This window comes from Paraburkholderia sp. BGA-UO-ETr-F21, assembly GCF_059567925.1.
Genome location: NZ_JCAQOY010000017.1, coordinates 133,872 through 146,650 on the forward strand (window position 1 = coordinate 133,872; position 12,779 = coordinate 146,650).

Sequence of the window (12,779 nt, forward strand, 5' to 3'; positions counted from 1 at the left end):
CCAGGCAAAAAAAACGGCACGCCCTTTGGAGCGTGCCGTTTTCATTCGTGCCTGCGGCGTGAGCCCCCGCGCGCTTTACTTCACGCGCATGCCCGGCTTCGCGCCGCTATCCGGTTCGAGCACGTAGAGGCCCGGTTCGGCTTTCTCGTCGGTCGCGGAGGCGGCCAGCACCATACCTTCGGACATGCCGAACTTCATTTTGCGCGGCGCGAGGTTGGCCACCATGACCGTCAGCTTGCCGACCAGTTGCTCCGGCTGATACGCGGACTTGATGCCCGAAAACACGTTGCGGGTTTTCTCCTCGCCGACGTCGAGCGTGAGTTGCAGCAGCTTGTCCGACCCTTCCACCGCCTTGCAGTCGACGATCTTCGCAATGCGCAAATCGATCTTCGCAAAGTCGTCGATCGAGATGATGCCAGGCGTTTCGTCGTTGGCTGCGGCCGCTTTGGTTGCCTTCGATTTGGACTTGGCGTCGGCCGGCGCGGCGGCTGTCGGCGTAGCTTGCAGCGAGTCACGATTGGCCGCGATCAGCGCTTCGATCTGCTTCGGATCGACGCGCGTCATCAGATGCTTGTACGCGTTGATCGGCCGGGTGGAACTGAGCGGCACGTTGGCGTCCGCCCACACCAGCGGCTCGATGCCGAGGAAGCCTTCGACCGCTTCGGCGAGCTTCGGCAGCACCGGCTTGAGCGCCAGTGACAACAGGCGGAAGGCTTCAATGCTCACGGTGCACGTTTCGTGCAGCGCGACGCCGTTCGCCGGGTCTTTGGCCTGATCCCACGGCTTGGCGGAGTCGACGTACGCGTTCACGGCGTCGGCCAGTTCCATGGTCTGACGCAACGCGCGGTTGTACTCGCGGGCTTCGTAGTTCGCGGCGATTTGCGGCACGGCGGCGCGCAACGAGGCGAGCAGCGGATGCTGCATCGCGCTGTCCTGCACGCGGCCGTCGAAGCGCTTGATCAGGAACCCGGCGGCGCGGCTCGCGATGTTCACGTACTTGCCGACCAGATCGCTGTTCACGCGTGCCTGGAAGTCGTCGAGGTTCAGGTCGAGGTCTTCCATCGTGCTGTTCAGCTTGGCCGCGAAGTAGTAGCGCAGCCATTCCGGATTCAGGCCCGTTTCGATCACGCTTTGCGCGGTGATGAAGGTGCCGCGCGATTTCGACATCTTCGCGCCGTCCACGGTCAGGAAGCCGTGCGCGAACACGTTGGTCGGCGTGCGGTGGCCCGAAAACTCGAGCATGGCCGGCCAGAACAGCGTGTGGAAATACAGAATGTCCTTGCCGATGAAGTGGTACTGCTCGGCCTTCGAACCCTTGCGGACCCACGCGTCGAAATCCAGGCCGCGTTTTTCGGCGAGGTTCTTGAAGCTCGCGTAATAGCCGACCGGCGCGTCCAGCCACACGTAGAAATACTTGCCCGGCGCCCCCGGAATTTCGAAACCGAAATACGGCGCGTCGCGCGAGATGTCCCAGTCGGCAAGCTTGGCTTCGCCGGCGTCGCCGAGCCACTCGCGCATCTTGTTGGTGGCTTCCGGCTGCGCCAGACCGCCCACCCATGCGCGCAGGAAATTCTCGCAACGCGGATCGGAGAGACGGAAAAAGTAGTGCGTCGAGGTCTTGCGAATCGGCGTGGCGCCCGAAACGACGGAATACGGATTGATCAGTTCGGTGGGCAGATAAGTCGAACCGCATACTTCGCAGCTGTCGCCGTACTGGTCTTTCGCGCCGCACTTCGGGCATTCGCCCTTGATGAATCGATCCGGAAGGAACATTTCCTTGACCGGGTCATACGCCTGTTCGATATCGCGCGCGTCGATCAGGCCGGCTTCCTTGAGCGCCAGATAGACGTTTTCGCTGAGAACGCGGTTCTCTTCGGAGTCGGTCGAATAGTAATTGTCGAACGAAATCCCGAAGCTGTCGAAATCGCGCTTGTGTTCCTGCCAGACGCGGTCGATCAGCTGCTTCGGCGTGAGACCCTCTTTCTCCGCGCGCAGCATGACCGGCGTGCCGTGCGTGTCGTCGGCGCCAACGTAGTAGACCTCGTGCCCGTGCATTCGCAACGTCCGGACCCAGATGTCCGTCTGGATATATTCGACCAGATGGCCAATATGGATTTGCCCGTTCGCATACGGAAGGGCCGACGTGACGAGAATCTGGCGGCGGCCTGAGGGCGCGCCTACGGAGAGATCGGTTGCGGGTGCTGACATAAGGATGATGGGAGCCTGCGGTGGGACGAAGGGTTGATTCTAGCAGGGCAGGCACCCGGCGCGGGGCGGGCCGGGTGGGGCGCGGCCTGAGTCGTAGCCGGCCAGGACGGTATGTGCCCGGGAGGACTACCACGGCGCGTAAACCGAGCGCCCAAAAAAAACCGGGGCTATTAACCCCGGAGCAACAACGACAAGAGGAGAATGGTGACGCGGCGGCATCGCCAGCCACGTACCGTAAAGACAGACAGCGGATTTTCCGCAGAGTTCGAAATTTTTTTCGTTCTCGTGCGAGATTCCTTTCTCCCGCCTTCCACGGCTTTCTCAAGCAGAGCGCTCGCGGGCGCTGCAGCCCCGGCGAGCGGTTTCCTCCAATCTCCTCAAGTACTGTGCTTATTGCGTGGCGTGCTGAGCCGTGGCGCGCAGATAGATTTCCACGCGGCGGTTTGCGGCACGGCCGGCTTCGGTGTTGTTGTCGGCGATCGGCTGGGTCTGGCCCATGCCTTGTGCCGACAGGCGCTGCGGCGCGACGCCGCGCTGGCCCAGGTAACCCGTCACGCTTTCGGCGCGGTTGACCGACAGCGTCTGGTTGTAGGCCGGCTGGCCCGTGCTATCCGTGTGGCCGACCACCTGAGCGATCAGTTCCGGATTCTGCTGCATGGTTTGCGACAGTTGGTCCAGCACCGGCGCGAACGACGGCTTGACTGCGTAACTGTTGGTGTCGAACGTCACCGAGCTCGGAATGTTCAGCTTGAGCGAGCCGTCCGGTTGTTCCGTGATCTGCGTGCCGGTGCCCTTGGTGGCGCCCGACAGCTTGTTATGAATGGCTTGCCAGTTGTAGCCGGTAATGCCGCCCACCGCCGCGCCGACACCAGCGCCGATCGCCGCGCCCTTGCCGCCGCCGAAGATCGCGCCCAGCGCCGCGCCAGTACCAGCGCCCACCCCCGTACCTACCGCCGTGTTGGTGCCCTGTTGGGTGGCGCAGCCTGCCAGCAATGAACCGGCAACGGCAAAGACAGCCAGGCGAGTCATGATTTTTGCATTCATTTTAAATTCCTCTTGAGTAAAGCGAGTCAGGCAAAAAAGGCAGCGACAAGCGACCAATCTATACGGCGAACATGACGGCAGTAAAGCCGTCGGCTCGATAATAGGAGAAGTCCTACACCTGATTCAGCCTCGGTCCGACAGTGAAGAAGGGTCTTCCGGCAAGGCGTGGCGCCAGCCACTACAATGGTGGTTGAAGCACGCAGCGATGCGGCCCCATTGCGTTCCGCCTGCCCGAAGGGTGCCCGGCGCACCGGGTTTTCGCAATGCTGTCTAACAATTTCTTTCAAATTCCGGCGCGTGGCCGAGACTTCGATTCCGCTGCGCCGCAGGTGTTCCCCACGGAGTGTCAATGAGTATCGATCGGGCTTTGGTCGACGCTGCCCTCGCAGCCGTCGCTGACCCCAACACCGGCCGGCCGTACGCGGCGGCCAGGAACGTCAAGAACGTCGCCGTGCAGGGTGACACGGTTAGCGTCGAGGTGGTACTCGGCTATCCGGCCATGCGTCAGTTCGACGCTATCCGCGCGCAGTTCGCCGATGCGCTGCGCGCCGTGCCCGGTGTGGCCGACGTGCAGGTGCAGGTGTCGCAGCAGATCGCCGCGCATACCGTGCAGCGCGGTGTGAAACTGTTGCCGAACGTCAAGAATATCGTCGCGGTGGCGTCGGGCAAGGGCGGGGTGGGCAAGAGCACCACGGCCGTGAACCTGGCTTTGGCACTGGCGAGCGAAGGCGCATCCGTCGGCATTCTCGACGCGGACATCTACGGCCCGTCGTTGCCCATGATGCTTGGCATCGTCGGCCGCCCGGAGTCGCCCGACGAGAAGTCGATGAACCCGATGACAGGCCACGGCTTGCAGGCCAACTCGATCGGCTTCCTGATCGAGCAGGACAACCCGATGGTGTGGCGCGGCCCGATGGCCACTTCCGCGCTGGAACAGCTGCTGCGGCAGACCAACTGGCACGATCTCGACTATCTGATCGTCGACATGCCGCCGGGCACCGGCGATATCCAGCTGACCCTCTCGCAACGCGTGCCGGTGACGGGCGCCGTGATCGTCACGACGCCGCAGGATATCGCGCTGCTCGACGCGAAGAAGGGCCTCAAGATGTTCGAAAAGGTCGGCATTCCGATTCTCGGCATTGTCGAGAACATGGGCATGCATATCTGCTCGAACTGCGGCCACGAAGAGCATATCTTCGGCGCCGGCGGCGGCGAGCGCATGGGCAAGGAATACGGCGTCGACGTGCTCGGCAGCCTGCCGCTCGACATCGCGATCCGCGAGCAGGCCGACTCGGGTAAACCGACCGTGGTGGCGGACCCGCAGGGCCGTATCGCGGAGATCTACCGGTCGATCGCGCGCAAGGTGGCGATCCATATCGCCGAGCGCGCGCGCGACATGACGTCGAAGTTTCCCAACATCGTCGTGCAGAACACCTGAGAAAACGCTGGGGCGCTCCTGACAGCTCTTCGGACACGGGCCCAAGGCGTCTGTTTGCGCCTGGTCTCGCGGTATCATGTCGACTTCACGAGTTCGGCTCGGCGGCCGCAGGGGCGGCCACCAGGCCGGCAAGAGGATCGCATGGGAAAACGAATCGACGGGCAGGCGGTGCATGCGTTCATCGTCCTGGCTGCCACCAGTGTGCTGTTATGCGGCTGCAGCGCGTTCCTGAGACCACAGGAAAAACGCGCCGACGCGCAGCTGCTGCCCACCGTGGGCAATCAGGCGCGCGGCCTCGTCACGTTCATCGAGCGCTCGGACGGCGTGCAGGTCACCTACAATCTCGCGGGCATGCCGCCCAATAGCGACCACGCATTGCAAGTGCACGAACGCGGCGACTGCAATGCCGCGGACGGCTCCAGCGCGGGCCAGGTGTTCTCGCCGGCCGCCGAGCGTCTGAAAACCGGCGCGCGGGTCGAAGGCGATCTCGGCAACATTCACGCGGACGCGAACGGTGTGGCCACGGGCTTCATCGTCGCGCCGGACGTCTCTCTGGACGGCATCCGTTCGGTGCTGCAGCGCGCGGTTCTGCTGCATCACGACGCGACCGATCCGTACGCCTACCCGCAGCATGGCGCGGGCCCCGCGCTCGCTTGCGGATTGATTCGTCAATGAGTCGCCAGATCAGCCGCGAATGAACCGCGAACGCGCCGCGCAGTCGCGGGCGGTGCGCCTCGCGAGTGCTCGGCAAGGCGGTCTCGAGACAGGCCAAGCAAGCGTTCCCGGCCCCACCCGCAGCAGCATTCTCACTATCGCGTAAAATAAGCGCCTTTCGTTCGGCAGCCCGGCCGGAATGCCCGCCCTGGCCACGCTGCCACGGCATTCAGCCGGGAGCGTAGCGCGTCTGAACGGCACGCCGTCAGGGCCCGCACCCGCCAGTGAGCGCAGTGCGGGCGCGCACGCAGTTAGCCCCAAGTGACCCGGGACTTACCGGGTTGTTATCCGTCACACCCCTGTCATTCACGTCGAGCAGCGTTCACCTATGACTATCAAATCCGACAAGTGGATCCGGCGCATGGCCGAGTCGCACAAGATGATCGAGCCGTTTGCGCCCGATCAGGTTCGCGTCTCCGAAGACGGCCGGAAGATTGTCAGCTACGGCACGTCGAGCTACGGCTACGACATCCGCTGCGCCGACGAATTCAAGATCTTCACGAACATCAACTCGACCATTGTCGATCCGAAGAATTTCGACGAGAAGTCGTTCGTCGACTTCAAGGGCGATGTCTGCATCATCCCGCCGAATTCGTTCGCGCTCGCGCGCACGGTCGAGTATTTCCGCATTCCGCGCAGCGTCCTGACCGTGTGTCTGGGCAAGTCCACGTATGCGCGTTGCGGGATCATCGTCAACGTGACGCCGTTCGAGCCGGAATGGGAAGGACACGTCACGCTCGAATTCTCGAATACGACACCTTTGCCTGCGAAAATCTACGCGAACGAAGGCGTCGCCCAAGTGCTGTTTTTCGAAAGCGACGAGATTTGTGAAACGTCGTACGCGGATCGCGGCGGCAAATATCAAGGCCAGCACGGCGTCACGTTGCCGAGAACGTGACGTCCGCAGCGTACTGAACCACCAGCCATACCGGGTGACCGCTGCAATTGACACAATGCAGCGGTCGTTCTTTTTGGAGAATCGCCCATGAAGTTTCGTTTTCCCGTCGTCATCATCGACGAAGATTTCCGCTCCGAGAACATCTCGGGTTCCGGCATCCGGGCTCTGGCCGAAGCCATCGAGAAAGAAGGCGCGGAAGTGCTCGGGTTGACGAGCTACGGCGATCTGACCTCGTTCGCGCAGCAGTCGAGCCGCGCCTCGTGCTTCATCCTTTCGATCGACGACGACGAGCTGCTGCCGTACGTCGATAACGTGGTGGTGGAAGGCGAGACGCCGGAGCTTGCGGCCGCGATCGTCGCGCTGCGCGCGTTCGTGACCGAAGTGCGCCGCCGCAACGCCGACATTCCGATCTTCCTGTACGGTGAAACGCGCACCTCGCGTCACCTGCCGAACGACATCCTGCGCGAACTGCACGGCTTCATCCACATGTTCGAGGACACGCCGGAGTTCGTCGCGCGCCATATCATCCGCGAGACCAAGGTGTATCTGGATTCGCTCGCGCCGCCGTTCTTCAAGGAACTGGTGCAGTACGCGGACGAAGGCTCCTATTCGTGGCACTGCCCGGGACACTCGGGCGGCGTCGCGTTTCTGAAGAGCCCGCTCGGCCAGATGTTCCATCAGTTCTTCGGCGAGAACATGCTGCGCGCGGACGTGTGCAATGCCGTCGACGAACTCGGCCAGCTGCTCGATCACACGGGTCCGGTGGCGGCCTCTGAACGCAACGCCGCGCGCATCTTCAGCGCGGACCACGTGTTCTTCGTGACCAATGGCACATCCACGTCGAACAAGATCGTCTGGCATGGCACGGTCGCGCCGGGCGACATCGTGCTGGTTGACCGCAACTGCCACAAGTCGATCCTGCACGCGATCACCATGACCGGCGCGATTCCGGTGTTCCTCACGCCGACGCGCAACAACTTCGGCATCATCGGGCCGATTCCGCGTAGCGAGTTCGAGCCGGAAAACATCAAGAAGAAGATCCTCGCGAACCCGTTCGCCCGCGAAGCCCTCGCGAAGAATCCGGAACTCAAGCCGCGCATTCTGACCATCACGCAAAGCACGTACGACGGCGTGATCTACAACGTCGAGATGATCAAGGAAATGCTCGGCGACTGGCTCGACACGCTGCACTTCGATGAAGCCTGGCTGCCGCACGCCGAATTCCACGAGTTCTATCAGGACATGCACGCGATCGGCGCGGGCCGTCCGCGCATCGGCGCGCTGGTGTTCGCCACGCACTCCACGCACAAGTTGCTGGCCGGCATTTCGCAGGCTTCGCAGATCGTCGTGCAGGATTCGAAGAACAGCCGCTTCGACAAGCATCGCTTCAATGAAGCGTATCTGATGCATACGTCCACCAGCCCGCAGTACGCGATCATCGCCTCGTGCGACGTGGCCGCGGCGATGATGGAAGCGCCGGGCGGCACGGCGCTGGTCGAAGAGTCGATCGCGGAAGCGTTGGATTTCCGCCGCGCGATGAGCAAGGTCGACGCCGAATACGGCGACGACTGGTTCTTCAAGGTGTGGGGCCCGGAGACGTTCGCCGAAGAGGGCATCGGCTCGCGCGAAGACTGGATGCTGCGCCCGAACGACGCGTGGCACGGTTTCGGCCCGCTCGCCGAAGGCTTCAACATGCTCGACCCGATCAAGGCGACGATCGTCACGCCGGGACTGGATATGGACGGCGGCTTCGGCGAGTCAGGCATTCCGGCCGCGATCGTCACGAAGTATCTGGCCGAGCACGGCATCATCGTCGAGAAGACCGGGCTGTATTCGTTCTTCATCATGTTTACGATCGGCATTACGAAGGGCCGTTGGAACTCGATGGTCACCGAACTGCAGCAGTTCAAGGACGACTACGACAACAACCAGCCGCTGTGGCGCGTGCTGCCCGAGTTCGTCTCGCATCACCCGATGTACGAGCGCGTCGGCCTGCGCGATCTGTGCGAGCAGATTCACAGCGTCTACCGCGCGAACGACATCGCGCGTCTCACGACCGAGATGTACCTGTCGAGCATGGAACCGGCCATGAAGCCGTCGGATGCGTTCGCCAAGCTCGCGCACCGCGAAATCGACCGCGTGCCTATCGACGAACTCGAAGGCCGCGTCACGTCGATCCTGTTGACGCCGTATCCGCCGGGCATTCCGCTGCTGATTCCGGGCGAGCGCTTCAACAAGACCATCGTCAACTATCTGCGTTTCGCGCGCGAGTTCAACGAGCGCTTCCCGGGTTTCCACACGGACATCCACGGGCTTGTCGGCGAAACGATCAACGGGCGCATCGAATACTTCGTCGATTGCGTGCGCGGCTGACCGTGCGGCAAGTGACGTCCCCGTCGGGCACGCGCCCCGCTCGGCGTGTGGTCTGCGCGCTGTCGCTGGTCGCGGCGGCGGTATTCGGCGCGGCGTCGTTGCCGGCGCATGCCGAAGTCGCCGCCGCCGATCCGATCGATGCGTCGATGCGCGCGTGCCTCGCGCGCAGCGACATGTCGTCGACCGCGGGGCAGGTGCAGTGCATGGACAACGCGCGCATCGGCTGGAAGACCGCGTTGGACAACGCATGGCAGCAGCTTCAGCAGAAGTTGCCGCCCGCGCAGCGTAAGCAGTGGGAAAAGAGCCAGGCGAGCTGGCAGGCCTCACGCGACGCCGAGAAGCAGTTGCTCGCGGCGGTGTTCGCCACGACGCGCGGCTCCATGTACGTGCTCGCCGAAGCCGATATGCAGTTGCAGCCGGTACGCGACCGCGCGCTCGCGTTGCGCAGCGCGGTCGCGAAGGCAAACGCGGCTGGCGATCCGCCGCCCCGGGTGCGCGCCTGCGGTGCGGACGCGCAGTGCGAACACGCCATGTTCGATCTGAACCGCTACTACCGCCGCTTGCAGTCGAAGATGCCGGCGCGCACGCGTCCCACGTTGACGCGCGCGCAGAAGGCGTGGACCGCCTATCTGAATGCCACGACGCCGGTGATCGACGAGCGCGGCCGCATCGATATCATCGGCGCGCGGGTGGCGACGCTCAAGCGCTTGTCGGAAACAGCCGGCAACAGTTGAGCGTGCGTTGGGCGGCGCGCTTCAGGTGAAGCGCGCTCAGTTGAGTATGTAGCCTTCGGCTTCCGGGTTCGGCAACGGGAGAGCCGGTTCGCCGAGCAGGTCGCGCATGGAGTCCTCGATCACCGTCGACATCATGTGAAGTGCGAGGTCGTTGTCGTCGGTGCCGAAAGGCTCTTCGATCTGCGACGCAATGGCTTCGTGCGCCATGAACGTGTAGGCCACAAACACCGCGAACACGGGCGTGAAGATGCCGATGCTGTCCACCAGTCCAAACGGCAAGGACGCGCAGAAGAAGTACACCGTGCGGTGAATCATCACCGAGTAGGCGAACGGCAGCGGCGTCGAAGCGATGCGCTCGCATCCGCCGATCACATCCGAAAGTCCATTCAGATTCCGATCGAAAGCGATGACCGCCATCGGATCGATCGCGCCTGCGCGAGCCTGTCGTTGCACCCATTCGCCAAGGTAGAGCATCAAGGTGGCCGGCTTGTAGCGCGACGCCATGACGCGCTCGAAAAGCGCTTGCGGCAGGCGTGCGGCGAGGTCTTCGTGCGGGTCGCTTTTGCGCAGTTGATGACGCAGCGCGTGGGGAAGGGCGCTGAGCGCGGTGAAAAATTCCCGGACGTCTTCTTTCGGCAACGGCCGGGATGGCAAGGTGAGCACCTGACGGATGAGCGAGCGCGACTCGTTCAGCAGTTGTCCCCAAAGCTTGCGAGCTTCCCACCAGCGGTCGTAGCTGGCGTTGTTCCGGAAGCCGAGAAAAACCGCGAGCGCAATGCCGATCAAGGAGAACGGCGCGGTGGTGTTGAGATTCAGCGAGATCGGCAGCAGATGGTCGTGAGCCGCCACGGCCACGATCGAAATGCAGAAGATCAGAAAGAGCCGCGGGAGCAATCGCGGCAGGACTGAGCCCTGCCAGGCGAGCAGCATGCGAAACCAATGGAGATGCGGGCGGATGATCATTGGGGTGTTTTTTTGCGCCTGAGGCCGCGGGATGCCTATTATCGCTTTTTTGTGTTTCGAGTTTTGCGGCTTTAAAGCCCCAGACAAACCGCCCCCGCCGCAACGATCACGCACGCGAGCCAGCGCTGTGCGCTGACTGTTTCCCGCAGCAACACCCGCCCGATCAGCACCGCGAACACCACGCTAGTCTCGCGCAACGCCGATACCGCGCCCATCGCGCCCGACTGCATCGCCCAGATCACGATGCCATATGCCGCGATCGACACCAGGCCACCGGCGAGCGAGGAACCCACGGCCATCGGCGTTACCCAAACCGGTGTGCACAGCGCCGAGAGTCCGCGCATCGCGATGAACAACACGGGCATCAGCCAATAGAACAGGAACATCCACGCGGTATAGGCGAGTGCGCGGCCGTCCGATAGCCGCACGCCCATGCCGTCGACCACGGTATAGAGCGCGATCGTCGCGCCGGTTGTCAGCGCGGCCAGCGCACTCGCGCGCGATACACGCCCACCTTGCAGCGCGATTGCGATGATGCCGCCGGAGATCATCACGATCCCGAGCGCGTGCAAGGGGCCGATCGCTTCGTGAGCGAAAAGCGCCGCGCCGAGCGTGACGAGCAGCGGCGATGAGCCGCGCGCGATCGGATACGCTTGCGCCAGATCGCTGCGCCGGTACGCCCGCACGAGGGTCGCGTTGTAGACGATATGCAAGAGCCCCGACGCGACGATATACGGCCAGGCCGCGCCGCTCGGCGACGGCGTGAACAGGACCACGAGCGAGGCGACCGCCGCGATGGCGATGCTCATCCACGTCATGGAGAGGAAGCGGTCCCGGTTGCCGTGCAGCATCGCATTCCAGCTTGCGTGGAGCAGGGCGGCAACCAGAACGAGACCGCCGGTGTAACTGAGCATTGAGGCTCCAGACTCGAAAGGGTGTGGGAGATTGCGCGCCGCGAAAGGCAAGAAGTGGCCGTCCGATGTTCTCGCTGACCGTTTATGGCTGTCGCCGCTCAAATCGGCCGTGCAGCAAGCAGGATATCTATCTTGTCGTTCGTCAACAAACGAGTTAAATTGGGTCGTCGTGTTAGATAAACTATCGTGAATGAAACGGGTCCTGCCTCCACTCAATGCATTGCGTGCCTTCGAAGCTGCAGGGCGGCTCGGCAGCTTCAAGGAAGCGGCAGCCGAATTGCACGTCACGCACGGAGCTGTAAGTCAGCACGTGCGTCTGCTCGAGGAGTGGCTGGGTGCACCGTTATTCGAACGGCACAACCGGCGTGTGGCGCTGACTCCCGCGGCGCGGGCGTACCTGGAGGAAATCGGTCCGTTGTTCGAGCAGTTGTCGCAAGCAACGGCGAGATATGGCTTCCCCGCAACGCTCTCGCGAACCTTGACCGTGAATGCGCCCGCCACGTTCACGCTGCGCTGGCTGGTGCCGCGACTGGCCGCGTTCCGCGCCGAGCATCCGGACGTGGAGGTCAACGTGGTGACCTCGAACGAGTCGGCGGAGAGTCTGAAAGACGTCTATGACATCGTCATCCGGGGTGGTCCGGATACGTTCTATGGCTATTCGATGCGGCCTTTCCTGTCTGAAGAGCGGATCCCGGTTTGTAGTCCGGCGCTATTGCAGCGACTGCCGCTTCGAATACCCGACGATATGCGGCAGCATACGTTGCTGCACACGTCGAGTCTTCCGCGGCTTTGGCCGGACTGGCTGGCAAGCGCAAAGCTTCCCGCACTCAGGCCGGCTGCCGCGCTCACTTTCGACCATTTCTATCTGACGTTGCAGGCTGCCATCGACGGGATAGGCATTGCGATGGGGCCGACTGCGCTGGTATCCGACGATCTTGCGGCTGGCCGGCTTGTCGCGCCTTTCGCTGGGCCGCGTCTGCCGTCGCGGAGCTATTGCACCTATGTTCCGGATGGCAAGTCCGCGGACGACCTGGTCGTGCTGTTCCGCTCATGGCTGGAACGCGAGGGAATGCGGTCCCAAACTGCGACGCCGTGCCAAAACGCGGACTAGTTGAGCGATCTGCCGGCAGAGTGTCCGGCTTTCTCAAGCGTACTCGCAACGAGTAGGCGCGAGCTGCGACTCGACTATCAACTCATGGTATCCGACAGCGTCTGTCTGACGCATGGCTCGCGTCGATGCGGACGACGGCCTTGTCCGGGAATGCCGCTCATTAGCCTTCACAGTCGATCACGGAATGGTGAAGTCCGTGTCGCAAACTGGAAGGGTCTGTTACACGGCATAGATGAATCGCAGTAACCCGGTTCGCGCGAAGACTAATGAGAATCTGTTTTCTTGCGCTTTGCAGTGCAGAGAGGATGAGTGGCTGGTCAAGCGAAAATCGCCACCCGTCAACGGTTTTCACAACATATCCTGTACCGGCAAAGTAATTAGG

10 protein-coding genes are annotated in these 12,779 nt (G+C 62.8%); 6 read left to right on the top strand and 4 right to left on the bottom strand.

Annotation, left to right across the window (positions count from 1 at the left end):
- Positions 1–75 precede the first annotated feature (75 nt).
- Both metG and AC57B1_RS13055 read right to left on the bottom strand, forming a co-directional pair.
- Positions 76–2,208 carry a methionine--tRNA ligase gene (gene metG / locus AC57B1_RS13050; protein ID WP_496417684.1) on the bottom strand — a complete coding sequence of 711 codons (2,133 nt, stop codon included), beginning with the start codon at positions 2,206–2,208 and terminating at the stop codon, positions 76–78.
- A 390-nt stretch (positions 2,209–2,598) separates the two neighbouring features.
- On the bottom strand, positions 2,599–3,252 hold the full coding sequence (locus AC57B1_RS13055; protein ID WP_091796422.1) for a YiaD family glycine zipper/OmpA-like lipoprotein: 654 nt from the start codon (positions 3,250–3,252) through the stop codon (positions 2,599–2,601).
- A 349-nt stretch (positions 3,253–3,601) separates the two neighbouring features.
- Between AC57B1_RS13055 and apbC the strand changes: the two genes are divergently transcribed.
- The 5 genes from apbC to AC57B1_RS13080 all read left to right on the top strand — a co-directional run bounded on the left by apbC (position 3,602) and on the right by AC57B1_RS13080 (position 9,409).
- Positions 3,602–4,690, top strand: a complete 1,089-nt coding sequence (apbC, locus tag AC57B1_RS13060; RefSeq protein ID WP_408186365.1) for an iron-sulfur cluster carrier protein ApbC — start codon at positions 3,602–3,604, stop codon at positions 4,688–4,690.
- A gap of 141 nt (positions 4,691–4,831) precedes the next feature.
- Positions 4,832–5,365 carry a superoxide dismutase family protein gene (locus AC57B1_RS13065; RefSeq protein WP_007175917.1) on the top strand — a complete coding sequence of 178 codons (534 nt, stop codon included), beginning with the start codon at positions 4,832–4,834 and terminating at the stop codon, positions 5,363–5,365.
- Positions 5,366–5,732: 367 nt separating this feature from the next.
- On the top strand, positions 5,733–6,302 hold the full coding sequence (gene dcd, locus AC57B1_RS13070; protein ID WP_007175915.1) for a dCTP deaminase: 570 nt from the start codon (positions 5,733–5,735) through the stop codon (positions 6,300–6,302).
- An 87-nt stretch (positions 6,303–6,389) separates the two neighbouring features.
- On the top strand, positions 6,390–8,675 hold the full coding sequence (locus AC57B1_RS13075; protein ID WP_091796420.1) for an arginine/lysine/ornithine decarboxylase: 2,286 nt from the start codon (positions 6,390–6,392) through the stop codon (positions 8,673–8,675).
- A gap of 47 nt (positions 8,676–8,722) precedes the next feature.
- Positions 8,723–9,409, top strand: a complete 687-nt coding sequence (locus AC57B1_RS13080; RefSeq protein ID WP_496417756.1) for a lysozyme inhibitor LprI family protein — start codon at positions 8,723–8,725, stop codon at positions 9,407–9,409.
- A gap of 36 nt (positions 9,410–9,445) precedes the next feature.
- Here the strand turns inward: AC57B1_RS13080 and AC57B1_RS13085 are convergent, their stop codons facing one another.
- Together AC57B1_RS13085 and AC57B1_RS13090 are read right to left on the bottom strand one after the other, a co-directional pair.
- Entirely contained in the window at positions 9,446–10,372 is a 927-nt protein-coding gene (locus AC57B1_RS13085; RefSeq protein ID WP_496417757.1) for a bestrophin family protein, read from the bottom strand.
- A 71-nt stretch (positions 10,373–10,443) separates the two neighbouring features.
- On the bottom strand, positions 10,444–11,286 hold the full coding sequence (locus AC57B1_RS13090; RefSeq protein ID WP_408344807.1) for an EamA family transporter: 843 nt from the start codon (positions 11,284–11,286) through the stop codon (positions 10,444–10,446).
- A gap of 190 nt (positions 11,287–11,476) precedes the next feature.
- On the opposite strand from AC57B1_RS13090, the gene gcvA reads away from it, so the two are divergent.
- Positions 11,477–12,397: a transcriptional regulator GcvA gene (gene gcvA / locus AC57B1_RS13095; RefSeq protein WP_496417685.1), complete on the top strand. Its 921-nt coding sequence runs from the start codon at positions 11,477–11,479 to the stop codon at positions 12,395–12,397.
- Positions 12,398–12,779: the final 382 nt, after the last annotated feature.